The following is a 26206-nucleotide window of genomic DNA, read 5'->3' as shown; positions in this document are numbered from 1 at the left end:
TGGCACACGTGGCGCGTCATGCGTTGCATGGATAACATTCAAACAAAACGAGGAGGAAGCGCGATGATGCAGGTCGGACGACATCGTCGCTGGTGGTTTTCACTCTGGATCGTGATCGCATCATGTGCGTATGGCGATCTCGCCATCGCGCAGACCAGCGAGACCGGAGATCTCTCATTCGAGCTGGTCGACCCGAAGGTGCTGCGCGTCTGCGCCGACCCGCGCAACCTGCCGTTCTCGAATGAGAAGGGCGAGGGCTTCGAGAACAAGCTCGCCGAGTTTCTGGCGGACAAGCTGCAGAAGAAGCTGGACTACGTGTTCTTCCCGCAGGCCGCCGGCTTCGTGCGCATGACGCTTGGCGCACATCGCTGCGACGTCATCATGGGCTACCCGCAGGGCGACGACCTCGTGCAGGGCACCAATCCCTACTACCGCACGACCTATGCACTGGTTGCCAAGACCGGCAGCGGGCTCGAGGACGTCGACACGCTGGAGGACGCACGCCTGAAAGGTAAGCATATCGGCATCGTCGCCGGCACGCCGCCGGCGACCAATATGGCGTTGGCAGGCCTGATGGGCGACGCAAAGCCGTATCAGCTGATGATCGACACGCGCTTCGACAATTCGGCGCAGGCGATGATCGAGGACCTCACTGCCGGCAAGATCGACGCCGGCGTGCTCTGGGGACCGATGGCCGGCTATTATGCGAAGAAAGCCGGCCCCTCGCTGCACGTCACGCCGCTGGTCAAGGAGACCACCGGGTCCAAGCTGGTCTATCGCATCGGCATGGGCGTGCGACCCGCCGACCAGAACTGGAAGCGGCAGCTCAACCGGGTGATCCAGGAGAACCAGGGCGAGATCAACAAGATCCTGCTCGATTTCGGCGTGCCGCTGCTGGACGAGAGCAACCGGCCGCTCGGCGCGGAGACAGCCAAGAAGGCGCCATGAGCCGGCCGCTTGCCGCTGCGTTCGTCGTTGCCTTGCTCGTGGCCCCGGCGTCGGCGCAGCAGCAGGAGCCGTTCGAGCCCGAGGGATATCGTACCGACAATTATCGCGCGCCGGTCCCGGCGACGCTCGCCGGCGCGCGCGTGCTTACGACCGGCGAGGCGGAGGCGATCTGGCGCGCGAACAGCGGCACCTTTGTCGACGTGATGCCGCGCGCGCCGAAACCAAAGAACCTGCCCGCGGGCACGGTGTGGCGTGATGCGCCGCGCAGGAACATTCCGGGGAGCCTCTGGCTGCCCGACACCGGCTACGGCACCTTGCCGGACGGCATGGACGATTATCTCCAGCGCGGCCTCGCGCGCGCCTCGCGCGGCGACAAGACCGCGCTGCTCGTGATCTACTGCCTCGCCGATTGCTGGATGTCCTGGAACGCTGCGAAGCGTGCGCTCGCGTACGGCTATGCCAACATCGCCTGGTATCCCGACGGCACCGACGGCTGGGAGGTCGCCAAACTGCCGACGGAGGACGCGCAGCCTGAGCCGCGCCCGGACCAGTAATGACTGGATGCAGGTGCTTTGGCCGCCCCTGTGAGCGGGAGACGCAGCGACGGTGCTATTTCTGCTTCTGCAACTTCGTCAACGTGCCCGTACCGTTGGTCTCGGTCGCCGAATAGCTCACCCTGTCGCCGGCATGGACGGCATCCAGCATCGCGGCGTCTTTCGCCTTGTACTCCTGGAGCGCGCCGGCGCTGCCTGTGCTGGCGCCGACCGTGCCCTTCTGGGTCTGCTGGATCGAGATTGTGCCGTTGAGCCGGTCAATCCGCGTGATCATCCCGGTCATGTCGTCAGCAAGGGCGCTGGTTGCGAGCATGCTGACGACCGCAGCGCCCGCGAACATGAGTCTTGTGGTTCCCATCGAGGCCTCCCGACGTCTGGAGTTCACGTCGACAAGCCATGATAAATCGATTTGGTTCCGGCAGATAGCGCGGCGAAAGATTAACTGCGCCGCGGCGATTGCGGGAACTTTTCGTGAGCGGTCAGCGTGACTGACGCTATTCCATTTCCTGCTGGATCACGCGTCCGAGCGCGAACAGGCGCTGGTCGATCGAGGTTGGAACCTCGCAGACGAAGCGTACCACCTTGTGGCGATCCTCGAAGATCCGGGTTTTCCAGATCAGCTCGTTGCTGAGCGCCTGGACCTTGGCCTCGTCGCGCGGGGTGGCCCCCTGCAGGGCCTGGAGCCGAATCGCCTCCTCGCGGATCTTGTCGGCGGCATCGCGCTGCTTGCGGCTGACGCGCTCGAGTCCGTTCATGACCTGGGAGCGCTGGGCGTTGAGCGTGTCGAACAGGCCGGCGAACAGCAGCTTGGCGTTCGCGGTCTTGTCGGCAGCGGACCCTGCGAGGAACTCCTTCACCGCCTTTTCCGCCTCATCCAGCGGCGTCTTGCGCGCCGCCAGCTTCGCGACGAGCGCACTGATCCTGGCGTCGTCCTTCCATTTGTTCTGGACATCGTCGAGGGGCGGACCGCCCCACACGGCCGCCAGCGAGATCTCGGGCACCTTCGCCTGGGTGCACGGCCAGTCCGGATAGCGCGGATCGGCGGCGTGCGCCGCCGTGCTCGCGATAGCGAGCACCAGTACAGAGGTGACCAGAACCCGAACAATCATCCTTCGCCTCCCGCAGGCCCGCGTCGCGCCAGCCCGCGCGAGGGATCATAGGCCAGGATCGCGCCGATCATGAAGACGATTGTGCAAGCAGCGACCACCGCCAGGGAGATCCAGTTGACCTGGCCATACAGCGCGAAGCGGATCAGCTCGACCGCATGGGTGAACGGATTGGCCTCGCACAGATAATAGAGATAGGGGCTGCCCTCCTGCACGCGCCAGAGCGGGTAGAGCGCGGAGGAGGCGAAGAACATCGGGAAGATCACGAAGTTCATGACACCGGCGAAGTTCTCCAGCTGCTTGATGCCCGACGAGATCAGCATGCCGAGCGAGCCCAGCATCAGCCCCGACAGGATCAGCGCCGGCAGCACGGTGAGATAGCCCTGGGGCGGCGGGGTGATGTCCCAGAGCCAGGCGATCAGCAGGAACGCATAGACCTGGAGCAGCGATACCGCGGTGCCCGCGAGCAGCTTGCAGAACAACAGGAACCCCCGCGGCAGCGGACTCACCAGGAGCGTGCGCATGTTGCCCATCTCGCGGTCATAGACCATCGAGAGCGAGGACTGCATGCCGTTGAAGAGCTGGATCATCGCCATCAGTCCCGGCGCGATATAGACCTCGTAGAGGATGTAGGTCTCGTAGGGCGGGATGATGGAGATGCCGAGCACCTGGCGGAAGCCGGCGGCGAAGATGAACAGCCACACCAGAGGCCGCACCAGCGCCGAGACGAAGCGCTCGCGCTGATGCAGGAAGCGCAGGCCCTCGCGCCAGACGATGCCGCCGAGGCAGGTCATGTACTCGGCGAACGAGAAGCCGCGCGGCGCCTCGCGCGTTGCGATGCTGCTCATGCGCCGCCTCCGGGCATGGTTTGCGCGCCGGTCAGGCGCATGAAGGCGGTGTTGACGTCTTGCGCGCCTGTTGCGGCGACGACGCGGCTCATCGGCCCCTGCGCCAGCACCTTGCCCTGGTGCAGCACCACGAGATCGTCACCGGGCATGATTTCGTCGAACAGGTGCGTGGCCCAGAGCACGCCGATGCCTTGCTCGGTCACGAGCTGGCGGACGTGGCTGATGATGTCGGCGCGCGCCTTGACGTCGAGGCCGACGGTCGGCTCGTCGAGCAGCAAGAGTCGGGGCCGGTGCAGCAATGCGCGGGCGATCTCGAGCCGCCGCATCTGTCCGCCGGAGAGGTCGCGCACCTTGCTTGCGGCGCGATCGGCGAGGCCGATGCGGCCGAGCAGCTCGGCGCTGCGCGCCGAGGCCTCGCGGCGGCCGATGCCGTGCAGCGCCGCGTGATAGAGCAGGTTCTGCGTCAGCGACAGGTCGAGATCGAGCGTGCGGGGCTGAAACACGACCCCGAGCAGCCGCAGCGCCTCGCCGGGGCTCTTGCTGACGTCATGGCCAAAAATGCCGACGCGGCCGGACTGGATGCCGAACAGCCGCGTGATCAGCGAGAACAGCGTGCTCTTGCCGGCGCCGTTGAGTCCCAGCAGTGCCGTGAAGCTCGCGGGCTGCACATTGAAGGACACGTCCATCAATGCGCGCCGCGGACCATAGGCATGGCTGACGCCGTCGATCGACAACGCCGGCACCGCGGCCCCTTCGGGTCTCGGCGTCTCCTGCGCTTCGGCGATCGGGGCGGGGCTGGTCATGGCGCGATCGTGACGCCCCAGGGCAGCTCGCCGACCTGAATGGTCTTGATCACCTTCTGCGCGGCGACGTCGATGACGGAGACGTCGTTCGACACACCGTTGGTGGTGAGCAAATATTTCTCGTCGGGCGTGAACGCCATGTGCCAGACCCGCTGCCCGACCAGGAGATATTTCGTCACCTTGCGCGAGGCGACGTCGACCACCGCGATGCGGTTGGCGGGGCCGAGCGCGACGAAGGCGGTCTTGTCGTCCCTGGTCATGCCGATGCCGACCGGCTGGATCGCCTCCTTGCGCAGGCCCGGGATCTCGAACGTGATCTTGCCGATCACCTCGTGCTTCTTGGGGTCGATGATCGAGACGGTGCCGCCGATCTCCGAGGACACCCAGACTTCCGACGAATCGTGCTTGTACTCGGCAAAGCGCGGCCGCGCGTCCACCAGCACGTTGGCGACGATCTGGCGCGTGGCGGTGTCGATGAAATGCGCCATATTGGTGGTTTCCGAGGTGTTGATCAGCGTCTTGCCGTCCGGACTGATGGTCATGCCCTCTGGCTCGACGCCGACCTGGATGTCTCCGAGCCGGGCGCGCTTCTCGAGGTCGATCACCGTCACCGTGTTGTCGTTCTCGTTGGCGACATAGAGGGTCTTGCCGGCGGTATCCTGCGCGAACAGCTCGGGGTCGGGACCGGAGGGCAGGCTGTCCACCACGGTTTGCGTCTTGGCGTCGATTACCTGGATGGTGTCGTCGTCACCGACCGCGACCATCACGAACTTGCCGTCGCGGGTAAGGTCGATGCCGCGCGGACGCTGGCCGACCTTGATGGTCTTGGTCACGGTCCAGGTGTCGGTATCGATCACCGAGACCGTGTTGCTTTTCTCGTTCGAGACATAGGCGATGAACGCATGCGCGGGGGCTGTCGCCAGCGCCAGTGCGGAGAGAAGCCCAACACGCCACATGCGCGACATCTGCATCCTCATTTCAGCTTGCATTTGCTCTCCGGACGATCGTAGCCGAGCGTGTCGAGCTCGGAGACCTGGTGCAGGAATCCTTCCTGCGGCGACACCGACACCACCATGCGGCCGTCGGCCAAGAGGATCGGCTGGCGCAGCTGCAGGTTCCAGTCGCGCAAGGTCAGCCGCGTACCCTTGAAGGCGGCGACCGAGAAATCCGGGCCCTTGATGAAATCGGTGACCTTCCTGACCTCGCCGGAATTGGTGCGCGAGGTGGCTTCGCCGATCATGCGCACGGCGGTCCAGGCCTGCATGTCGCGTGCGGTCATCCGCCGCGAATTCAACTTGATGAAGCGGTTCTGCATCTGGATCGCGCCCCACTGATCCAGTGAGGCGTCCCAGCTGCGCGGCACGAGGCCGGCCGAGCCCGCGACCGGGCGCGGATCCCAGGTGCGATAGGGCAGATAGGCGCCGAACACCTCGCTCTCGTCGGCGGCGACCAGCACGTCATGGGCCGGTGCCTGCTGCGTGAAGACGGGGATCTGGCGCTGGATCTGCGTCACGCCGCTATCGGTGCGCCGCGCGCCGCCCTTGTCCTCGAACGTCCGCTCCTGCACGATCTTGGCCCCGAACCGCGCTGCCGTACGCCTGATAGCATCGGCGAACAGCTTGTCCTCGTCGTGCGAGCCGACCACCAGCAGCCAGCGCGACCATTTCTTCCACACCAGATATTGGCCGAGCGCATCCGCCAGCATCGCGCGCGTCGGCGCGGTGTGGATGACGTTGGCGCGGCAATCGGTCTCGCGCAGCCGCTCGTCGATCGCGCCGGCGTTGAACAGCAGCGTGCCGCGGTCGCGCAGGGCGTCCGCGACCTTCAAGAGCGCATCAGCGGGCAAGTCGGCGACGATGAAGCCGTTCTTCTCGGCGAGCGCGGTCGCAGCCTGCGCCACGTCCTCGCCTTCCCTGATGCGGCGCTCCTCCAGCGTGAAGCGCTGGCCGGTGAATTTCCCGGTGGTGTTGTTGTCCTCGATGGCAAGGCGCGCGCCGGCGAGGCCGTCGTTCTCGGCAGGCTGCTCGGCCAGCGACAGCGTCGATCGGTTACCGGCGATTCCGAGATAGCCGACGCCGATCGTGATTGGATCGGCCGCAAGCGCGCTCGTCGCGGCAAGACCAAAGCCGATCAGGCCGGCCAACCATCGGATCATGTTTCCTCCAGACGATCTCCCCGGCTTGACCGCCGGTGAAGAATTGTCTCTGCTTCAAGCATGACCAATTTGTCAGGCCATGCAACCCCGCATTTCGTCCCCGCACGCGCGAAGCCGGGCATCACGATCATGCGAGCGTTGTTGGCGATTTCAGCTTTGCTGTTGACGGGCTCGGCCGCGCTCGCCGACCCGCCGAAGCTCGCGGTGTTCGATTTCGAGCTGATCGACACCAGCCTGCCCGGCGAGTTCTACGGCTCCAAGCCGGAAGAGGCGCGGCTCGTGCGCATCAGCGAGCAGCTGCGCAGGGAATTGGCAGAGTCGGGCAAGTTCCAGGTGCTCGACATCGCGCCGGTACGGGAGGCCGCCCGTCGCGCGAACCTGCAGGCCTGCGGCGGCTGCGACCTCAAGCTCGCCGGGCAACTCGGCGCCGATCTGGAGATCACGGGCCTCGTGCAAAAGGTCTCGAACCTGATCATCAATCTCAACATCTATCTGCGCGACGTGAAGACCGGCAACATGATCACGGTCGCCAGCGCCGACATGCGCGGCAACACGGATGAATCCTGGTCGCGCACGATGAGCTATCTCATCCGCAACCGCCTGCTGGCGCCGAATTACGGCAAGCCGTAGTAGGATGGGAACAACTCACCGCGACGGCGGTGCACCCTCTCTCCTTGCGGGAGAGGGTGGCTTCGCAAAGCGAAGCCGGGTGAGGGGTATCTATCCGCACGAACAGTGGTGTGAGCAGATAGATACCCCTCATCCGGCGCTTCGCGCCACCTTCTCCCACAAGGGAAGGAAGAAAGTAGTCACGCCTTCAGCCTCTCCGCATGCCAGTGCAGGTGATCGCTCATGAAGGTCGAGATGAAATAATAGCTGTGGTCGTAGCCCGCCTGGCGCCGCAGCGTCAGCGGAATACCCGCCTTGGCGCAGGCGGCCTCGAGCAGCTCCGGCCTGAGCTGCTCCTTCAGGAAATTGTCGGCCTCGCCGACGTCGACCAGGAAGCCGGAGAATTTCGCGCCGTCCTCGATCAGCGCCACCGTGTCGTGATTGCGCCAGGCCTCCTTGTTCGGTCCGAGATAGCCGGTCAGCGCCTTGATGCCCCAGGGCACGAGCGAGGGCGCCACGATCGGGGCAAAGGCGCTGGCTGCGCGAAAGCGGTGCGGGTTGCGCAGCGCTACCGTCAACGCGCCGTGGCCGCCCATCGAATGCCCCATCACCGATTGCCGCCTGGCATCGACCGGAAAGCTCTCCGCGACCAGCTTCGGCAGCTCGTCCGTGACGTAGCTCCACATGCGATAATTGCGCGCGAACGGCTCTTGCGTGGCGTCCACATAGAAGCCGGCCCCGATGCCAAAATCATAGGCGTTGTTGGCATCGCCCGGCACGTCGGGTCCACGCGGTGAGGTGTCGGGCGCGACGAAGACAAGGCCGAGCTCGGCGCAGGCCTTGCGGAATTCGCCCTTCTCGGTGACGTTGGCATGCGTGCAGGTAAGGCCGGAGAGGTACCAGACCACGGGCAGCTTGGCGCCGTCCGCATGCGGCGGGACATAGACCGAGAACACCATGTCGGTCCCGGTCGCCTGGCTGGCATGGCGGTAGACGCCCTGCACGCCGCCATAGGATTTGTTGGTCGAGACAGTCTGAATCGTCATGCCCAAGGACTCCGTGGCATCTCACCACATCAAGATTGCAACGCTTGTGTGACCAAATCGTGCGTGGTCAGGCGACGCCGCTGTCGATCGCCAGCCGTACCAGCTCGACCGAGGTCTTCACCCCGAGCTTCTGGCGCATGATGGACGAGGTATTGGCCACCGTCTTGTAGGACGATTGCACCAGCCACGCGATCTCGGACAGGCTCTTGCCGGCGCTGAGCAGCCGCAGGATCTCCATCTCGCGCGCGTTCAGCTTCGACAGCGGGTTTTGCGCCAGCGTCGGTCCGGCGAAGGCGATGCTGCGCGCGATCGCGGTCGGAAGATAGGTGCCGCCGCTCCCGACGGCGCGGATTGCCTCGACGAGGTCGTCGGGGTCGCCGGTCTTGGAGACATAGCCCTTGGCGCCGCACTCGATCGCGCGCGCGGCGAAGGCGGGGTCGTCATTCATGCTGAACATGATGATGCGCGCCTCGGGCGCGCGCTCGAGGATGCGGCGCGCGAGCTCGAAGCCGGAGACGGTCGGCAAATTGATGTCGATGATGCAGAGGTCGGGACGTTCGACGATGAAGACGCACTCGCCGTCCTCGGCGTCGGCGGCCTCCAGGATTTCGATCTCGCCTTCGTCGGCCAGCACGGCACGGCAGCCGGAGGCGACGATGGGATGATCGTCGACGATCAGAATGCGCATAGGCGTTCCCCGCGACAGCCCGTTCCCTTGGAGCTTGCCTGTTCTGCGCCGCACGAGGCTGACCAGACAAGACGCGCGTCTCGTGTCGCCTCATGCAACCCGGCCGGGATTGCTGTACGCTTCCGATTAGATATCGGGCGGTTCGCCTCTGTCAACGTCGTCGGACAGGCAGGCCCGACCCTTCGCGAGGCACGAGCGAGACCAATGTGGCAGAATCTTTCCTTGCGCGGGCGCATCAATCTCTTGCTGGCGCTGCTGCTGGCGCTGGGGCTCGCGGTCAATATCGGCCGCCAGATCGCCGAGGCCGGCCCGCGCGTGCAGGCCGAGGACCAGAGCGTGATCCGCCTCGCGCGCGAATTCATCGAGATGATCGTTGCCGATCTCAACGAGGCGCCCGATCCGGATGCCAGGCTGAACCAGATCGCCCGCGATCTCAGCCGTCTGCGCCATGTCAGCATTGCGCTGCACGATTCCGGTGGGAACCCGCTGACGCACCGCCGGCTTGGCTCCGATGTCGACACGCGTGCCCCCCCGGCCTGGTTCGTCAGCCTGGTCCATCCCGAGCAGACCGCGGTCAGCGTGCCGGTCTCGATCCGCGGCAAACCCGGCTCGCTCGTGATCACCTCGCATCCCGACGACGAGATCGCCGAGATCTGGGACGGCATCGTGACCCAGCTCGAGGTCGGCTCGGTGATCGCGCTCGCGCTGTTCCTCCTGATGATGAAGGTGGTCGGCCGTGCCCTGGCACCGTTGCAGTCGCTGGCGGACGCCATGGGGAAGCTCGAAAGCGGACATTACGAGGCCCGTGTCGCGCCGGGCGGCGCGCCGGAGCTCGCGGCGATCTGCACCAGGCTCAACCATCTTGCCGCGACGCTTGGTGAAGCGGTCGAGGACAAGCGGCGCCTCGCCGAGCGTGCGGTGTCGCTGCAGGACATCGAGCGCAAGGAGATCGCGCGCGAATTGCATGACGAGTTCGGGCCCTATCTGTTCTCGCTGCGCGCACATGCGAGCGCGCTGGCGAAGCAGGCGGACGGACGCGAGCCGAGTGCGGATGCCGTGCGCAAACATGGCAGCGCCATGCTGGAGCAGATCAATGCACTCCAGCAGTTCAATCGCCGCGTGCTGGAGCGTCTTCGGCCCGTGGGCCTTGCCGAGCTCGGCCTGCGCCAAGCGCTCGAATCCCTGTCGCGGTTGTGGCGGGAGTCGCGTCCCGACGTTGCGATCCAGACTTCGATCTCGCCGGCGCTGGGCCCCACCGGCGAGACCGCCGATCTCACCATCTACCGCATCGTGCAGGAGGCGCTCACCAACGTGTTCCGCCACGCCGGCGCGACCACGGTCCGTGTCGTCATCGAGCCGGTCGAGCAGGCCGGCGGCCGCTGCTGCGCCCGCGTGCGGGTCAGCGACAACGGCCGCGGCATGGAGCCGGGGCAGAAGCTCGGCTTCGGCCTCGTCGGCATGCGCGAGCGGATTCTGGCGCTCGGCGGCACACTCAATGTGGTCTCAGGTGAGGGCGGTGTGACCGTGGAAGCGCTGGTGCCCACAGCCGCCACCTGATCGCACCCGAACGATCGGGAAAAATTCCCGTTTTGGTCGGGAAAATGGGTGCGGGTTGGACCCGACCTTTTGTGGCTGGCGCCTCCATTGCGGCCGAATAAACTGGTTCCGACCAATCGGCGGAACATCAAAACAGCCGATGGCCACGGATGGGAAGGCGGGGATGGGCAAGGTTGTTTCGTTCAAGCGTGGTTTGTTGATGGCTTCGGTGTCGACCGGGCTGGTATCGGGCTTGGTCTATGCGACCCCTGCCGGGGCCGCGCCGGACGAGGAGACCAACGTCCAGAACCTGCCCCCGGTCGAGGTGACCGCACCACCGCCGGTAACGCGACGCGCGGCGCCGTCGCGACCTGTCGCGCGGATAGGGGCGCCGGGATCTGCCGCCCCGAGGACGCGCCTTTACGTCTATCCGACCTCGCCGGGCATCGGCCGGGGTCTCGATGTCGACAAGGTCCCGTCGGCGATCAATGCCGTCGATGCCAACCAGATCAGGCGCACCGGTTCGCTGAACGTCACGGACGCGCTGCGTGACAACATCGCCGGCGTCAACATCAGCGAGGTCACCGGCAATCCGTTCCAGCCCGATGTCGAATTCCGCGGCTTCGTCGCTTCGCCCGTGACCGGCACGCCACAAGGCCTTGCGGTGTACCAGAACGGCGTCCGCATCAACGAGGCATTCTCGGATGCCGTCAATTGGGACCTGATCCCCACCGCCGCGATCAGGTCGGTGACGCTGGTGACCAACAACCCGGCCTTCGGCCTCAATGCGCTCGGCGGCGCGATCAACCTGCGAATGAAGGACGGCTTCACCTATCAGGGCGCCGAGCTCGACCTCATGGGCGGATCGTTCGGCCGCATCCAGGGCTCGGCGCAATGGGGCAAGCAGGTCGACCAGAACTTCGCCGTCTACGGTGCGCTCGAAGGCCTGCGCGACAACGGCTTCCGCAATTTTTCCCAATCGACGGTGCGGCGCTTCTACGGCGATGTCGGCTACAAGGGCGGCGACAGCGAATTCCACGCCAATATGGGCGTGGCCAAGAATGATTTCGGCGCCAGCGCCACCGTCCCGGCCGAGCTGCTCGACAGATATTGGGGCGCGACCTACACCACGCCGCAGACTACCTCCAATCGCGTCGGCTATCTCAACCTGACCGGCAAGGTCGATGCGACGCCGACCTGGACGCTCGAAGGCACCGCGCGTGTGCGCAGGTACGAGCAAAAGGTGGTCGACGGCAACCCGACCGACGTGGAGGAGTGCGCTGCAGATCCGGCGCTGCTCTGCTTTGGCGACGACACTTCACCCGCCTTCGGCGCGGGCGGCGTGCAGCTTGCCAACCCATTTGCGCCGGGAACGATCCTCGGCGCGATCGACCGCGGCTCGATCCGCTCGACCACGTTCGGCGTGTCGGGGCAGGCCACCAACACCGACCAGTTGTTCGGCCATGACAACCGCTTCGTGGTGGGCGCAACCTATGACGCCAGCGTCACGCGCTACAACGCCTCCTCCGAAATCGGCTCGATGGGAGAGAATTACGTCGTCAGCGGCAGCGGCGTTTTCCTGGGACCGACTCCGGTGGCGGACCCCGTCGCCGGCCCCGTCTCGCTGCGGACCGTCAATCAGTACAACGGCCTTTATGCGATGGATACGTTCAACGTCACGGACGCCTTCGCCATCACGGGCGGTGGCCGCTTCAACGCGGCGCGGATCACGTTGGAAGATCAGCTCGGGACTGCGCTCAACGGCGATCACACATTCACGCGTTTCAATCCGATCATCGGCGGCACCTACAGGATCACGCCGGAATTGACCGCTTATGCCGGCTATTCCGAGGCCAACCGCGTGCCGACACCGCTCGAGCTCGGCTGCGCCGATCCCGCCAGGCCTTGTCTCATCGCCGCCTTCCTGGTTGCGGATCCACCGTTGAAGCAGGTCGTCTCCAAGACCGTGGAGGCCGGTTTCCGTGGCACCAAGGAGTTGAACATCGGCACGCTCGGTTGGAAGATCGGCGGCTTTCGCGCCACCAACCACGACGACATCATGGCGGTTCCGGTCGTTGGCCGGACCGGCTTCGGCTATTTCTCGAACGTAGGCCGGACCCGCCGGCAGGGGCTCGAGGCCGAGGTCAACATCAAGTCGCCCACGCTGCAATTCCAGGCGAGCTACGCCTTCGTCGATGCGCGCTTCCTTGATCCGCTCGAGCTCGGCTCGGAAAGCCCGTTTGCCGATGACACCTCCGAGACCATCCAGGTCAGGCCCGGCAACCAGATCCCGGCAGTCCCGCGCCACCGCGTCAAGGTCGGCGTCGACTATGCCGTGACCGACGTTTGGAAGGTCGGCGGCAACGCGCTCTTCGTCTCCAGCCAGTATCTGGTCGGCGACGAGTCAAACCAATTCGCGAAGCTGCCATCCTACACGGTGTTCAATCTCCACACCTCGTATCAGGTCGCGAAGAACGTCCAGCTCTACGGCCGCGTCGACAACATCTTCGACAAGCGTTACGTGACCTACGGCCAGTTCTTCGACCGCGACGCCTTGCCCAACTTCACCAATGGCGGCGCGGATTTCGTCGACCCGCGCTCGCTGAGCCCGGCAAGGCCGCGCGCGTTCTACGCGGGGTTGCGGGTGACGTTCTAGATTTTCACTCCACCTTCACCCGCTCGAGCGGAGCCGCCGCGACGCTCGCCTGCTCCCGGCCTTTGGCCACTCCCGCGCGTTGGCGTCGCTGCACCAGATATTGATCGCCGAGCACGCCGACCAGGATCACCGTTCCCATCACCGCGAAATTGAGCGAACTCGGAATGCCCAGCAGGTTGACGAGATTCTGCAACACCTGGAGCAGCACGGTGCCGAGCACGACGCCGATGATCGAGCCCTCGCCGCCGCGCAAGGAGCAGCCGCCGAGCACGGCGGCGGCGATGGCGTAGAGCTCGTAGAACGAGCCGTGCACCGCCGGCGAAATCGAACGGGTGTACATCGCGATCAGGATCGCCGAAAACGCAGTCAGCCCGCCACAGATGACATAGGCCGAGATGATCACGCGGTTGGTGCGAATGCCGGAGTAGCGTGCCGCTTCCTCGTTCTTGCCGACGGCAAGGAGGTAGCGGCCGAACACCGAGCGGTGAAGCACCACCCAGGCGATCACGGCCACCACGGCGAGCGCCACCACGCTGTGCGGCAGCGGGAAGCCGAGCACGTTGGTGCGGCCGGCCGCCAGCCATTCCAACATCGGAAAGCTCGCGCCGAAGCCGAAGCCCGCCGTCGCGTCCTCGGTGTAATAGCGCGCCGCGCCGCGGTAGATCAGGAGGCCGCACAGCGTGACCACGAAAGCCTGGATCCGCATCCTGGTCACCAGCGTGCCATGAATGAGGCCGATCACAAGCCCGGCCGCGACGATCATCATGAGGGCTACGACCCAGTTGACGTCGTGATTGACGATGAGGTCGATGAACAGGACGCCCAGCAGTGCGATCACCGAACCGACCGACAGCTCGATCCCGCCGATGATGATGATGAAGGCCTCGGCGATGGAAAAGATGCCGAACAACCCGATCTGGTTGGCGGTGTTCGAGAGATTGCCGACGAACAGGAATCTCGGATTGATCAGGGCGACAACGGTCCCGACGACCAGAATCAGAACGAGAAGGCTCAGGTCTTTCTTGCTCAAGGTCCCTCCGCCTCGATTGTGTGGCCGACGGCAAGCTGCAGCACATTGTGCTCGCTGAACTGGTTGCGATCAAGGAAGCCCGAGATCGCGCCTTCATGCATCACCGCGAGCCGGTCGCTGACCCCGATCACCTCCTCCATGTCGCTGGAGATCATCAGGATCGCCACCCCGGCATCGGTCAGGCGGCGCAGCATGCCGTAGATTTCCTGCTTGGCTCCGACGTCGACCCCGCGCGTCGGCTCGTCGACAATCAGCACCTTCGGCCGCATCGACAGCCATTTGGCGAGCACGACCTTCTGCTGGTTGCCTCCCGACAGAGAGCCGACGGAGGTCTTGACGTCGGGCGCGCGGATGTTGAGGCGCTCCCGCTGACGCACCGCATTCTCGTTCTCGCGCGCGGTATCCACCAGCCAGAAGCGCATATAGGAAGCCAGATCCGGCAGCGAGATGTTTTCGGTGATCGAGACGTCGAGCAGCAGGCCGGCGCCCTTGCGGTCCTCCGGAACGAGATAGATGCCCTGCTCGATGGCGGCACGCGGGCTTGCGATGCGGATCGGCTCGCCATCGAGCCGTATCGCGCCGCCACGCAACGGGTCGATGCCGAAGACGGCGCGGGCGAGCTCCGTGCGGCCGGACCCGACGAGACCGGCAAGCCCGAGGATCTCGCCGCGGCGGACCGACAGGCTCACGGCGCGGCCGGGATAGGTGTCGGTGACGGCATCGACGATCTCCAGCACGCTGTCGCCGGGCGGCGCGGCCGGCGGAACGTAGAGCGATTTCAGGTCGCGGCCGATCATCAAGCGGATCATCGCCGCCGGAGAGAGCTCCGCACGCGTCAGCGCGCCGACCACGCGCCCGTCGCGCAGCACGACCGCGCGGTCGGCGCACTGCATCACCTCGTTGAGCCGATGCGTGATGAAGATGATGCTGACGCCGTGGGCTTTCAGGCCGGCCACGGTGCGCATCAGGCGGTCCGTCTCGGTGAGCGTCAGGCTCGAGGTCGGCTCGTCCATGATGACGAGACGAGCATCGAGCGAAAGCGCCTTCATGATCTCGACGAGCTGGCGCTGCGCCAGCGACAGGTCGGCGAGCGGCGCATCGGCCGCGAAATCGCAGCCCAGCCGCTCCAGCAGCGGCGTGACATCGGCATACATCCGTTTGCGGTCGATCAGCCGCAAGGGTCCGCCGTGCACGGGCTCGCGGCCGATGAAGACGTTGCCGGCGACATCGAGATTGTCGAACAGGTTCAGTTCCTGATGGACGAAGGCGATGCCCGCCTTGATCGCATCCGCCACGGTGAGCGAAGATCGCGCGGCGCCGTCGACACGGATGAAGCCGCCGCTGGGCTCCACGACCCCGCCAAGCACGCGCATCAGCGTCGACTTGCCGGCGCCGTTCTCGCCGATCAGCGCAACGACCTCGCCGGGCGACACCTGGAGACCGACGTGGTCGAGGGCGACCACGCCTGGATAGCTCTTGCTGATGTCGACCAGTTCGAGAAACGGTTCTGGCATGGCAGGCTGCGCGGCGGGCAGCGCGGATCTCTCCTATTTCTTCAGCATCTGCTTCATCGAGGCCATGAACTCATCGACATTCGCCTTTTCGATGACCTTGCCGGGCACGATGATGATACCGTTGGCCGGAATGCCGGACTTGTTGCCGCCGATGTAGTTCGCCATTAGCTTCATGCCCTGATAGCCCCATTCGAACGGCTGCTGCACCACCGTGCCGACGATGCTGCCCTCCTTGACGCCGCCGAGCGTGATCGGATCCTCGTCGAAGCCGATGATCTTGATCTTGTCGAGCTTGCCGGCCTCCTTGAGCACCTCGTAGATCCGCGGCGTGTTGTAGGAGTAGAAGCCGACGAGACAGCTCACATCGGGCATGGCGGCGAGGATGTCCTCGACGTTGCGCTTGGCGCGGGTCTGGTCGATCTCGTCGCCGCGAACGTCGACGAGCTCGACCTTCGAGCCCTTGATCGTCTCCTTCACGCCTTCGATGCGTTCGCGCGCATTGTCGGCGCCGGGCAGGCCGACGAAGCCGACGCATTTGCCGCCGTTCGGCAGGGCCTTGACCATCAGCTTTCCTGCCTCCTTGCCGAGGTCGGTGTTGGAGGAGCCGATATAGGCCACGCGCTTGGATTGCGGCGCGTCGCTATCGGTGGTGAACAGCACCGTCTGGGACGCCACCTTGTTGAGGTGCTCGGTCTGGTTCTTCGGATCGACCGCGCTGACCATGATGCCGGCGGCACCGGCGGCGACGAGGTCGTCCATCACGCGCTGCTGCACGGCGGCCGCAGCCTGTTCCGGATATTTGAACTGGAGCTCGTAGTTGGGCAGCTCGCCCTGCGCCTTCTTCATCCCGGCCTCGGCGATCTTCCAGAAGTCGGACGCGCCATTGACGACGAAGGCCAGAACCTTCTTGTCCGCCGCATCGGCCGGGCCGACCCCCGTTGCGATCGCGAAGGCAACGGACACACCTGCAACCAAGAGACGCTGCATATCATCCTCCCCTAAGGCGGTCGGCCGTTTTCGATGGCCAACTCTGCTTGAGCCCAGATTGGGCGCATGCCTCACCCCCAGCGGCGCGGCATCAGCCGCTACCCGCATCGTTGCGGCAGAGGCGGGTCACCGACCCGGCCGGCGAGGTGAAATGAGGCACGTACCTCAAGCTACCAGAAGCTCGCCGCGCACGCAATTGGAAGCAACGGTCTGGACGTCAACCGCCGCGCTCAGGCTGGTGTCGCCGGTCCCACGGCAGCCTTTTCGGGCAATCCGCAAGCCGGCCGCGGCTTTAACCGACTGGAAACCATCGCAAATGATCTGAAAATTGTAACGAAACTCTCCGGCCGTGTCCGCGTCGGTTCGCCGGAGGGCAAGTCTGATGACAGAGCGCCAGTTGAGAGAGCAGGAATTCCAGATTGCGCGGTACCGGCATCTGGAGCGCGAGGTGACCGATCCGCTTGCAGCGTGTCTGCTTCACAGCATCATCGAGGAGCTCGAGGCCGAGCTGCGCAAGCAAAGACCGGATTGGCACGGGCCCGGTCATTAACCGTTTGTTGGCGCTAATGATGGCAATTGTCGCCGTGGGAATACCAGGGGAGGCTGCTCCCATGCTGAAGGACGGCACCTACGCGGCGTGGTACAAGACGCCGATCGACCAGGGTACCGGGATCGTCCATGTCGCAGACGGCCAGATCTGGGGCCGTGACAGCCTGATGACCTATCACGGCACCTGTCAGGTCGATGGAGATCGCTTCACCGCAACCGTATTGACCAAGCGTCACACCGACGGACGCGCCACCGTGTTCGGCAACGATGATGAGCTGACGTTGACGATCGAAGGAAGCTGCCCTGGCAAGATCGCGACCTACACCGCGACGGCACCTCAGGCGCCGGGCATGATCCTCCACGGAACGCTCATCCTGACGGAAAAGCAGCCGCCCGCATCTGAACCACCAGGGCAGATGCCGGCATTCAATCCCGACAAGCTGCCGAAATTGCCGAAGCGCTCGCGCTGAACGAGGAGCGCCACGTTCCCGAGACGAAGCTACGCCAGCAATCCGTCGAGATCGGAATAGATGACGTCGGCCGTGCGCTGATAATGCTGCTGAAGCAGGCGCACGGCCTGCACGCTGTCCTTGGCGAGAACCGCCTGCAAGATATCGCTGTGCTCGGCACCGACCTTGCGCGCAGGATAGGCCTTTGCGATCGACATCATGCGATAGCGATAGAGCCGGTCGGCGAGTTGCTCGCAGAAACCGAGCAGCGGCCGTGAGCCGCAAAGTCCGATCAGCGTTGTGTGGAAGGCGCGATGCACCTTTTCCCAATCCGGATTGTCCTCGAATGTGTCGGGCTTGAGCGAACGCGGCGTGCGATCGAGCCGGTGATGCGCAACCAGCAGAGCCTCTTCCCAGGTCTGGGTCGCATTCTGCATGGACTCGCGAAGCGCCAGACCCTCGACCCAGCATCGCGTCTTGGTCAGTTCCTGGAGCTCTTCCTTGCTAACGTCCTTCACATAGAAGCCGCGCTGCTCCATGCCGACGACGAACTCTTCCGTGGTCAGTCGGTTGAGCGCCTCGCGCAGCGGGGTCTGCCCCACATTGTACTGCTCCATCAGGAAGCGCGATTGGAGCTTCCGTCCGGGCTCCAGCCGCGTCGTCAGGATGTCGGCCTTGAGGCGCGCGTAGATCGTGGTCGCCAGCGTCGCCGGCTGGTCACCCCTTTGGCCGTCGTTGCTCATCGGCATCCATCAGATTCTCCGGGTACTTATGTATATTAGCACGTATCGACGCCGATATTTATAAATTTTTGCTTTACGAGATGTTTTGTACATATTAAGGTGGGTGATGTTCGTGGCTTCCTTGTCAGGGGACACACCCAATGCCCGCCTTTCCGGTGACGGCCCTGCGCAGCGTCGAAATCACGACGCCGCAGCTTGCCGGCTCGGTCGAGTTCTACAGCAAGGTTTGGGGCCTCGACGTCGCCGCGGAGGCGGGCGACACCGTCTACCTTGCCGCGACGGGCAGCGACTTCCACGTGCTCGAGCTCACGCCGGGCGAGGCGACATCGCTCCGCAAGATCAGCTTTCGCGTCCGCTCGCACGATGATCTGCACCGCCTGTTCGCGCGTACGCGGCAAGCCGGCTGCGAGGTGATCAGCTCGCCCGCGCCGTCGCCTGCGCCGTCGGGCGGGACGAGTTTCGCGGTCCGCGAAGCGCAGGGATGCGTCATCGAGTTCGTGCATGGTGATCGCACCAAACAGGCGCACGTAATCGCCGACCGCCCCGAGCGGCTGGCGCATGTCAACATCAACAGCGCCAACATCGAAAAGCTCGCCGCCTTCTACCAGGAGACCTTGGGATTCCGGCTGTCGGATCGGTCAAAGCTGATGGCCTTCCTGTGCTGCAACAGCGATCACCACGCGATCGTGCTGGCGGAGGCCCCTCGCAACGGCCTCAATCACGTGGCTTTCCTGATGCCTGATCTGGAATCCGTGATGCGCGGCTCCGGCCGCATGATCGATCATGGCTATCCGATCGGCTGGGGCGTCGGCCGCCACGGTCCGGGCGACAACGTGTTCGCCTATTTCGTCGATCCGACAGGTGCCGTGATCGAATACACAGCCGAAGTCTTGCAGATCGACGACAGCTACGTCGCGAAGGGCCCGAGCGACTGGGTCTGGCCTCCGGGACGGACCGATCAATGGGGCATAGCCCCGCCGAAATCGGAAGCCTGTAAAGCGGCCCAGCTCGCCGTTCCCTTCGCAATGGCTCGCGCATGACGGATACGGCTGGCGCCCTCGATTGCGACGTGCTCGTCATCGGCTTTGGTCCGACCGGCGCCGTTGCTGCAGGCCTGCTCGGCCGCCTCGGTCATCGCATCCTCGTCATCGACAGGCTCACCGACGTCTACGACAAGCCGCGCGCGATCGCGCTCGATCACGAGATTTTCCGTCACCTCGACAATATGGGCCTTGCAGATGCAATCTCGCCCTATGTCGAGCCGTTCACCGCATCGGAGCATTTTGGCGTCGACGGCCAATTGATCCGGCGCATCGACATGGTCGCGAGGCCCTATCCACTCGGCTACACGCCGAGCATGGTGTTCAGCCAGCCGGCCGTCGAGGCCGAGCTGCGCCGCCACGCGACCGGTTTTTCCAATGTGCGCGCCGAGCTCGGCGTCGAGCTGCTCGATCTTGTGCAAGCGCCCGATCGCGTCGAAGCATGCCTGAAGAACAGCGATGGACGGAACCGCTCCGTGACATCGCGCTACGTGCTCGGCTGCGACGGCGCATCGAGCACAGTGCGTCAGATCGCAGGTCTCGCGCTCGAGGACCTCATCTTCGATGAACCCTGGCTGGTGGTCGACGTCCGTGTGAACGAAGACACTCTTGCACGCCTGCCGCAATGCTCCGCGCAATTCTGCAATCCGGCGCGCCCCGTGAGCTTCCTGATCGGCCCGAAGAACCATCGCCGCTGGGAGATCATGCTGCTGCCGGGTGAAGACGCGCGGCAGATGGAGCGGCCCGAAAACGTCTGGAAGCTGCTCGCGCCCTGGCTCATGCCACACGACGGGGAATTGTGGCGGGCAGCCTCCTATCGCTTCCACGCCCTCGTTGCCGCAGAGTGGCGCAACGGCAGGATCCTGATCGCCGGCGATGCCGCGCACCAGCAGCCTCCCTTTATCGGTCAGGGCATGTGCCAGGGCCTGCGCGACGCCACGAACCTCGTCTGGAAGCTGGATCACGTGCTCAAAGGCGTCTCCTCCGACCGCCTGCTCGACAGCTATGGGCTCGAACGCAAGCAGCACGTCATCGAGCTGACCGGCAAGATCAAGGCCATCGGCCAGTCGGTATGCGAGCGCGATCCGGCAGCCGCCCGGCGGCGCGATGCGCAAATCCTGGCTGAGGGGGGCGGCAAGCCGCAGCGTTTGACGCGGCAGGAAATCATTCCGCCGCTCCGCGCAGGATGTTTGTCGCATCACGAGGACGAGATGCCGGCGCGCGGCACGCTGTTTCCGCAGCCCCGCATCGCGAGCGGCCGTACCGCTCGCTTGCTCGACCATGTGACCGGGACCGGCTGGCGCGTGTTGATCGACGGCCGCAGCGATGATGCCGCTTCCATGCTCTCGCTCTGTGCCGCGCACACGGACGTATCGGGGGCGGCAGTTGCGCCTGCCGGCGCGGGTCTGCCAAATGCGCTCGAAGAGACCGAGGGCGTGCTCGCGAGTTGGTTCGATCACCACGGTGTCGTCGCCGCGGTCGTGCGACCCGACCATTACGTCTTCGGCACGGCGCGCAATGCTTCCGGGCTCGGTGATCTCCTGCGCGAGATCGACATGCTGCGTCGCGACGCCCCCGCCGAGCAAGACCATATTCCCCACCAGATGATGGAGAGAACGTCGTGAAACTAGCCAGCGTAGCGGTTGACGGCCGTACCACCTGGGGCATCGTCGAAGGCGAAAGCTTTCTCGATGTCGGAGCTACGCTCAAGGCGCGCTATGCCGATGTCAAGGCCGCCATCGGCGCCGCCTTCGCCGGCGTTGCGGACGCGAAGACCTCCGCCGCGGGCGTTCCGATCTCGAATGTCACCTGGCTGCCGGTCATCCCGAACCCTGACAAGATCCTGTGCGTGGGCCTGAACTACGAGACGCACCGCAAGGAGACAGGCCGCGCCGAGGTCGATCATCCCACCATCTTCTCGCGCTACGCCAACAGCCAGACTGGACACTTGCAGCCGATCGTGCGCCCGCGCGTCTCGACCCATCTCGATTTCGAAGGCGAGCTCGCGGTCGTCATCGGCAAGGCGGGACGTTACATCTCCCGAGCGGAGGCCATGGGCCATGTCGCGGGCTATTCCTGCTACAATGACGGCAGCATTCGCGATTTCCAGCGTCACACCCATCAATTCACTCCGGGCAAGAATTTTCCGGATACCGGCGCGTTCGGGCCCTGGATGATGACCCCGGACGAGCTCGGTCCGCTCGGCGAGCTCAAGCTCCAGACCCGCCTCAACGGGCAAGTCATGCAGGAAGCGCTGATCAAGCAGATGATCTTCGATATCCCGCGCCAGATCGAATATTGCTCCACGTTTACGCGGCTGGAGCCCGGGGACGTCATCGTCAGTGGAACGCCGGGGGGCGTCGGAGCGCGGCGCGAGCCGCCGCTCTGGATGAAGCCTGGCGATGTCGTCGAGGTCGAGGTCGAACGGCTCGGCGTGCTCAGGAACGTCGTCACAGACGAAACCTGATCCAGCGACTGCCGCCGGCCACGGCCGCGGCGCGCGAACGACCAATAAAGCCCCGCAAAGCGGGATCTCCAGGGAGGAACACCCATGTCCGGATTGTCCCGTCGTCTGCTGCTCGCCGGCGCTGCGCTTTGCTGCTCTCTTCCGGCCCTCGCGCAGTCATGGCCGCAGCGGCCGGTGACCGTCGTCGTGCCGCAGCCGGCGGGCAACAGCCCTGACGTGATGTGTCGCCTCATCACCGAAAAGCTCTCGCGGACCTTCGGGCAGCAGTTCGTCGTCGAGAACCGTCCGGGCGCCGCAAACCTCGTTGGCACGCAGGCGGTCGCCCGTGCGGCTCCGGACGGCTACACATTCCTGTTCGCCACATCGGCAGCGCTCGTCACCAATCCCTACACGTTCAAGAAGCTTCCCTACGATCCCATCAAGGACTTCGTGCCGGTCGCGATGGTGGCCAAGAGCAACCACGTCCTTCTCGTTAATCCCGAGGTGAAGGCCAAGACCCTGCCGGAATTGATCAAGCTCGAAAAATCGGCGCCGGGTTCGTTGAGCCTCGCCGTCGACGGTGCACGCAATCTCTCGGGCTTGATCGCTCAAGCCATTAACAAGAGCGCCGGAACCGGTTTTGTACTCATTCCCTACAACACGACCACGAATGCGGTACAGGACGCCATCTCGGGCCGTATCCAGGTGACGATCCAATCGGCCTCGATCGCCGAGGCCTTCATCAAGGCGGGTACGCTGCGACCGGTTGCGGTGGCAGGTTCCAAACGGATCGACTCCCTGCCGGATGTTCCCGCCATTGCGGAGATGCTGCAAAGTGTCGATCTCCAGGGCTGGTTCATGTTCATGGCCCCGGCCGGTACTCCCGCCGACATCGTCGCGAAAGTGAGCGCCGAGATTGCGCGCGCCCTGGAATCGTCCGACGTGCGCGAGCGCGCGCCGAGTCTCGGCTTCGACGTCCGCGTCGGCGATGCCGCCACGGCCGCAGGCGCCAAGCGCTTCCTCGATGACCAGCTCGCCTCGTCCGGCAGGATCATCCAGGGGCTCGGCATCGAGCCTGAATAGGCGCTTCCGGAGCCGGCGTCATTGTACGGCTGCAACAACCATCGGCGGGGGCCGCATCACATGTCGGACAAGATCTCGCGTCAGCTCCGAGCTCATCTGCGGCGCCTCGTCATTCTTCCTCCGGCCAGCCCCGGGCGAGTATCGCCGCCTGTTTCAAGGTGATGCTTCGGACCAGTGGATCGGCATGACGGTGCACGAGTTGCCAATCCGTGCCGTCCTTGCGGTAGACTTCGGTCACGCGCAGCGACCAGTCTTGAGCCGGCAACCCGCCTACCTCGGCGCGCTGGCGCTCGACCATGACGAGAGCGACGAGCGCGTCCGATGCATAAGTTTGCAACACCTCGAGTTCGGTTTCGCCTTCCCTGAAGTATCGGGATAGGGCAGCCAGACGCTGGGGGCTAGCGTCGAATCCTCGACTCGTGGGCCCGCCGAAAGGCTGCATCAGCGTGAAATCGGGCGCGATGCGGACAAGCTGGAACCAGCGATCCATATCGCCACGCATGAAGGCGGCATTCTTCTCGCGGGCGCGTTCGACGAGGCCCGCTATCGGCTCGCTCCCCGCGGCCGCACCGGCCGAAAGCTGACCGGACAATGGAATCGCTGCGGTAGCGGCCATCATCGAGCGCCGCGATATCTTTTCCTGCTCGAATGGCCACCTGTTCAGCCCGGACGGTTTCTTGGTCATTTCTCAGCTCCTGATCGAACGACGAGCCCAATGCATGAAGCCTTGATCTCAATGAATCCAACGATATGATTTCAGCAATATGCTGAACCAAATTGATCTATCCAGGATTGATCTGAATCTTCTGGTGCTCTTCCGCGTGGTTCTGGAAGAGCGCCATGTCGGGCGTGCGGCCGCTCGGTTGAGCCTGACACCGTCAGCCGTCAGCCATGCGCTCGGCCGGCTCCGACTTCTGCTGAACGATCCGCTATTTCTGCGGACACCGAAGGGCGTCGTTCCAACGGCAAGGGCCTTGGAGCTGGTGGAGCCCGTGGCCGAGATCATCGCGCGCGTCGAACAGCTGTTCGGCGCGGCTACGCCGTTCGACCCCGAAAAGAGCAGCCGCAGGTTCACCATTGGCGCACCCGATGCGGTGCTGGTCTCAGCTATCGGTCCGCTGTTGCGATCGATTGCGGCAGCCGCGCCGCACATAGACATCGGGTTGATCCACCTGATGCCCGCGCCACGCGACGGCGCGATCGGAGAGCCTTGGCAGCAATGCCTCGACATGCTGGAAAGACGCGAGCTGGACGTCGCAATGTTGCCGCTGCCTTCGGTATCACCGCGGTTCGAGGCGCGCAGCCTTTACGAGGAGGAGTTTGTGCTGGCCATGCGCAAGGGACATCGCTTGTCAAAGGCGCCAACTCATGCGGCCTTCGCGCAATCGCAACATCTGCTGGTCTCTCTCAGTGGGGAACCGCGCGGTTTCGTCGATGAGATGTTGGCCAAGCGCGGCCTCCAACGCCGCATCGCGTTGACGGTCCCGAATTTCATGATGGCGCTTGCCCAGCTGTCCGGGTCTGACCTGATCGCGGCCTTGCCGCGCCGATTGGTGGAGCACCACGCGCGCCGTTTCGGCTTGGTATCCGTCGAGCTGCCTTTCGCGCGCAAGCCGGACACGATTCGGGCCATCGCAACCAAGGCGGCGATGCGAGACGCCGGCATTGAATGGCTGATGCAGGTCTTGGTCGGTTCAATTGGAGCAAGTCGACGCTAGAATCCACCCGCTTCTCAAATTACCCGGAACTGTTCATTGTGCCGGCCCGAAACGAAGAGAAGTGGAGCAGCATCGATGACGGAAAGGGTCTCGCGCCGCCGGTTTGCCAAGTTGGCGGGATTGTCCGCAGCCGGGATTGCGAGTCCCCTTGGGGCCGTCGAAGCCAAGCGGGCGCCGCCGCCCGGCCGACGCGGTTTTCCCGCAGGCTTTCTCTGGGGCACGGCGACCTCGTCCTATCAGGTCGAGGGCGCGGTCGAGGAGGACGGGCGGGGGGCCTCGATCTGGGACAAGTTCGTCCGCATCCCCGGCAAGATCGAGGACGGCACCACCGGCGACCGCGCCAACGAGCACTATCACCGCTACAAGGAGGACATCGCCCTCATCAAGGAGCTCGGCTGCAAGGCCTATCGGTTCTCGGTGGCCTGGCCGCGGCTGTTTCCGGACGGCGACGGCAAGCCCAATCCGAAAGGGCTCGACTTCTACAATCGTCTGGTCGACGAGCTCCTGAAGAACGGCATCGAGCCGTGGCTGACCCTTTATCATTGGGACCTGCCCCAATCGCTGGAGGACCGGTTCGGCGGCTGGCGTTCGACCGAGACCTGCAAGATCTTCGGCGACTACGCGGCCTATGTCGCAAAGCACCTCACCGACCGCGTCAGGAACGTGTTCACGCTGAACGAGAGCGGGCGTTTCGTCTATTTCGGTTACGGCGTCGGCATCGACGCACCGGGCCTGAAGCTGCCGCAAGCCGACGTCAACCAAATCAGGCACAACAGCGCACTGGCGCACGGGCTCGCGGTGCAGGCGGTGCGCGCCCATGGCCGCCGCGGCACCAGGGTCGGGCCGGCGGAGAACATCGATGCCTGCGCGCCTGCGTTCGACACGCCGGAAAACGTTCGCGCCGCGGAGGTCGCGCTGCGCGAGATGAATGCCGGCTACCTCAACGTCATCATGACAGGGCGCTATACCGACGCCTTCCTGAAATACGCCGGAGCCAACGCGCCGAAATACACCGATGCGGAGCTCAAGATCATCTCCTCGCCGGTCGATTTCCTCGGCCTCAACATCTACGCGCCGCAGAACTACATCGTGGCGTCCGACCAGGGCGCGGGTTTCAAGCCGCTGCCGATCCCGAAATCGTTCCCGCACATGAATTCGGATTGGCTGCGCGTCGGGCCCGAGACGATCTACTGGGTGCCGAAGCTGGCGGCGAAGATCTGGAAGACGGATGCGATCTATATCAGCGAGAACGGCACCTCCGGCGACGATGTGGTGTCGCCCGACGGCAAGATCTACGACACCGATCGCATCATGTATCTGCGCAACTATCTCGCCCAGCTCCAGCGCGCCACCGACGAAGGCGTGCCGGTGCGCGGCTATTTCCTCTGGAGCCTGATGGACAATTTCGAGTGGGTGTACGGCCTTAATAAGCGTTTCGGGCTGTACCACGTCAATTTCGACACCCAGGTCCGCACGGCAAAACTCAGCGCCAGCTTCTATCGCAACGTGATCGCGAAGAACGCGGCGGGCGCGTAGCGGCTTTCTTCCATGTCCCGAGCCATCTGAGGGATCCTGAGAGATCGTCATGCCCGGGCTTCCACGTCTTCCTGCCCGGAGCAAGGCGTGGATGGCCGGGACAAGCCCGGCCGTGACGTCGCTCAGGCTTTCGTGTAGCGGAAAATCTGGGAGAGGGGCGGG

General features: G+C 64.6%; 26 protein-coding genes. 13 read left to right on the top strand and 13 right to left on the bottom strand.

The window, feature by feature from the left end; genetic code table 11:
* Positions 1-63: 63 nt before the first annotated feature.
* Both P0R31_RS18405 and P0R31_RS18400 read left to right on the top strand, forming a co-directional pair.
* Positions 64-948, top strand: a complete 885-nt coding sequence (locus P0R31_RS18405; RefSeq protein ID WP_275515337.1) for a substrate-binding domain-containing protein — start codon at positions 64-66, stop codon at positions 946-948.
* On the top strand, positions 945-1502 hold the full coding sequence (locus P0R31_RS18400) for a PQQ-dependent catabolism-associated CXXCW motif protein (protein WP_275515336.1): 558 nt from the start codon (positions 945-947) through the stop codon (positions 1500-1502). Before P0R31_RS18405 ends, P0R31_RS18400 begins: the two co-directional genes overlap by 4 nt.
* A 55-nt stretch (positions 1503-1557) precedes the next feature.
* Here the strand turns inward: P0R31_RS18400 and P0R31_RS18395 are convergent, their stop codons facing one another.
* From P0R31_RS18395 to P0R31_RS18370, 6 genes are all read right to left on the bottom strand, one after another.
* Positions 1558-1860, bottom strand: a complete 303-nt coding sequence (locus tag P0R31_RS18395) for a copper-binding protein (RefSeq protein WP_275515335.1) — start codon at positions 1858-1860, stop codon at positions 1558-1560.
* Positions 1861-1996: 136 nt separating this feature from the next.
* On the bottom strand, positions 1997-2611 hold the full coding sequence (locus P0R31_RS18390) for a hypothetical protein (RefSeq protein WP_275515334.1): 615 nt from the start codon (positions 2609-2611) through the stop codon (positions 1997-1999).
* Positions 2608-3456, bottom strand: a complete 849-nt coding sequence (locus tag P0R31_RS18385; RefSeq protein WP_275515332.1) for an ABC transporter permease — start codon at positions 3454-3456, stop codon at positions 2608-2610. The genes P0R31_RS18390 and P0R31_RS18385 overlap by 4 nt, the downstream gene beginning before the upstream one ends.
* Entirely contained in the window at positions 3453-4259 is an 807-nt protein-coding gene (locus P0R31_RS18380; protein WP_275515331.1) for an ABC transporter ATP-binding protein, read from the bottom strand. The genes P0R31_RS18385 and P0R31_RS18380 overlap by 4 nt, the downstream gene beginning before the upstream one ends.
* On the bottom strand, positions 4256-5224 hold the full coding sequence (locus P0R31_RS18375; protein WP_275515563.1) for a YVTN family beta-propeller repeat protein: 969 nt from the start codon (positions 5222-5224) through the stop codon (positions 4256-4258). The genes P0R31_RS18380 and P0R31_RS18375 overlap by 4 nt, the downstream gene beginning before the upstream one ends.
* 8 nt (positions 5225-5232) lie before the next feature.
* Positions 5233-6414 carry an ABC transporter substrate-binding protein gene (locus P0R31_RS18370; RefSeq protein WP_275515330.1) on the bottom strand — a complete coding sequence of 394 codons (1182 nt, stop codon included), beginning with the start codon at positions 6412-6414 and terminating at the stop codon, positions 5233-5235.
* A gap of 60 nt (positions 6415-6474) precedes the next feature.
* Between P0R31_RS18370 and P0R31_RS18365 the strand changes: the two genes are divergently transcribed.
* The gene (locus tag P0R31_RS18365; RefSeq protein WP_275515329.1) at positions 6475-7044 is read left to right on the top strand and encodes a DUF3280 domain-containing protein; all 570 of its coding nucleotides are present in this window, start codon (positions 6475-6477) and stop codon (positions 7042-7044) included.
* A gap of 179 nt (positions 7045-7223) precedes the next feature.
* On the opposite strand, the gene fghA is transcribed toward P0R31_RS18365, so the two are convergent.
* Together fghA and P0R31_RS18355 are read right to left on the bottom strand one after the other, a co-directional pair.
* Positions 7224-8069: an S-formylglutathione hydrolase gene (gene fghA / locus P0R31_RS18360; RefSeq protein WP_275515328.1), complete on the bottom strand. Its 846-nt coding sequence runs from the start codon at positions 8067-8069 to the stop codon at positions 7224-7226.
* Positions 8070-8136: 67 nt separating this feature from the next.
* The gene (locus P0R31_RS18355; protein ID WP_036007891.1) at positions 8137-8757 is read right to left on the bottom strand and encodes a response regulator; all 621 of its coding nucleotides are present in this window, start codon (positions 8755-8757) and stop codon (positions 8137-8139) included.
* A 204-nt stretch (positions 8758-8961) separates the two neighbouring features.
* Between P0R31_RS18355 and P0R31_RS18350 the strand changes: the two genes are divergently transcribed.
* Together P0R31_RS18350 and P0R31_RS18345 are read left to right on the top strand one after the other, a co-directional pair.
* Complete coding sequence (locus P0R31_RS18350) at positions 8962-10314, top strand: histidine kinase (RefSeq protein WP_275515327.1); 1353 nt, start codon at positions 8962-8964, stop codon at positions 10312-10314.
* A gap of 163 nt (positions 10315-10477) precedes the next feature.
* Positions 10478-12949 (top strand): TonB-dependent receptor, encoded by a 2472-nt coding sequence (locus P0R31_RS18345; protein WP_275515326.1) that lies wholly within the window; start codon positions 10478-10480, stop codon positions 12947-12949.
* 4 nt (positions 12950-12953) lie between these two features.
* On the opposite strand, the gene P0R31_RS18340 is transcribed toward P0R31_RS18345, so the two are convergent.
* The 3 genes from P0R31_RS18340 to P0R31_RS18330 are packed head-to-tail and all read right to left on the bottom strand — an operon-like array spanning position 12954 to position 16480.
* A complete protein-coding gene (locus tag P0R31_RS18340; protein ID WP_275515325.1) occupies positions 12954-13979 on the bottom strand; it encodes an ABC transporter permease in 1026 nt (341 codons plus the stop codon).
* Positions 13976-15493, bottom strand: a complete 1518-nt coding sequence (locus P0R31_RS18335) for a sugar ABC transporter ATP-binding protein (protein WP_275515324.1) — start codon at positions 15491-15493, stop codon at positions 13976-13978. The genes P0R31_RS18340 and P0R31_RS18335 overlap by 4 nt, the downstream gene beginning before the upstream one ends.
* A 33-nt stretch (positions 15494-15526) precedes the next feature.
* Positions 15527-16480, bottom strand: a complete 954-nt coding sequence (locus tag P0R31_RS18330) for a sugar-binding protein (protein WP_275515323.1) — start codon at positions 16478-16480, stop codon at positions 15527-15529.
* Positions 16481-16862: 382 nt separating this feature from the next.
* On the opposite strand from P0R31_RS18330, the gene P0R31_RS18325 reads away from it, so the two are divergent.
* Positions 16863-17030 (top strand): hypothetical protein, encoded by a 168-nt coding sequence (locus P0R31_RS18325; RefSeq protein WP_271544156.1) that lies wholly within the window; start codon positions 16863-16865, stop codon positions 17028-17030.
* A gap of 61 nt (positions 17031-17091) precedes the next feature.
* Positions 17092-17499, top strand: a complete 408-nt coding sequence (locus tag P0R31_RS18320) for a hypothetical protein (protein ID WP_275515322.1) — start codon at positions 17092-17094, stop codon at positions 17497-17499.
* A 29-nt stretch (positions 17500-17528) separates the two neighbouring features.
* Here P0R31_RS18320 and P0R31_RS18315 read toward each other — a convergent pair whose 3' ends face one another.
* Positions 17529-18221, bottom strand: coding sequence for a GntR family transcriptional regulator (locus P0R31_RS18315; protein WP_275515562.1), 693 nt, complete (start codon positions 18219-18221; stop codon positions 17529-17531).
* Between the two features lie 140 nt (positions 18222-18361).
* On the opposite strand from P0R31_RS18315, the gene P0R31_RS18310 reads away from it, so the two are divergent.
* From P0R31_RS18310 to P0R31_RS18295, 4 genes are all read left to right on the top strand, one after another.
* Complete coding sequence (locus P0R31_RS18310; protein WP_275515320.1) at positions 18362-19261, top strand: VOC family protein; 900 nt, start codon at positions 18362-18364, stop codon at positions 19259-19261.
* Complete coding sequence (locus P0R31_RS18305) at positions 19258-20886, top strand: bifunctional 3-(3-hydroxy-phenyl)propionate/3-hydroxycinnamic acid hydroxylase (protein ID WP_275515319.1); 1629 nt, start codon at positions 19258-19260, stop codon at positions 20884-20886. Before P0R31_RS18310 ends, P0R31_RS18305 begins: the two co-directional genes overlap by 4 nt.
* Complete coding sequence (locus P0R31_RS18300) at positions 20883-21728, top strand: fumarylacetoacetate hydrolase family protein (RefSeq protein ID WP_275515318.1); 846 nt, start codon at positions 20883-20885, stop codon at positions 21726-21728. The genes P0R31_RS18305 and P0R31_RS18300 overlap by 4 nt, the downstream gene beginning before the upstream one ends.
* A gap of 84 nt (positions 21729-21812) precedes the next feature.
* Complete coding sequence (locus tag P0R31_RS18295) at positions 21813-22790, top strand: Bug family tripartite tricarboxylate transporter substrate binding protein (protein WP_275515317.1); 978 nt, start codon at positions 21813-21815, stop codon at positions 22788-22790.
* Between the two features lie 109 nt (positions 22791-22899).
* Here the strand turns inward: P0R31_RS18295 and P0R31_RS18290 are convergent, their stop codons facing one another.
* The gene (locus P0R31_RS18290; protein WP_275515316.1) at positions 22900-23475 is read right to left on the bottom strand and encodes a YybH family protein; all 576 of its coding nucleotides are present in this window, start codon (positions 23473-23475) and stop codon (positions 22900-22902) included.
* A gap of 79 nt (positions 23476-23554) precedes the next feature.
* Between P0R31_RS18290 and P0R31_RS18285 the strand changes: the two genes are divergently transcribed.
* Together P0R31_RS18285 and P0R31_RS18280 are read left to right on the top strand one after the other, a co-directional pair.
* Positions 23555-24508, top strand: a complete 954-nt coding sequence (locus P0R31_RS18285) for a LysR family transcriptional regulator (protein ID WP_275515315.1) — start codon at positions 23555-23557, stop codon at positions 24506-24508.
* A 75-nt stretch (positions 24509-24583) separates the two neighbouring features.
* Positions 24584-26044, top strand: coding sequence for a GH1 family beta-glucosidase (locus P0R31_RS18280; protein ID WP_275515314.1), 1461 nt, complete (start codon positions 24584-24586; stop codon positions 26042-26044).
* Positions 26045-26206 lie beyond the last annotated feature (162 nt).

The sequence above is a fragment of the Bradyrhizobium yuanmingense genome (assembly GCF_029167105.1).
Taxonomy (GTDB): domain Bacteria; phylum Pseudomonadota; class Alphaproteobacteria; order Rhizobiales; family Xanthobacteraceae; genus Bradyrhizobium; species Bradyrhizobium yuanmingense_A.
This window is presented reverse-complemented; position numbering and strand designations above follow the sequence as displayed.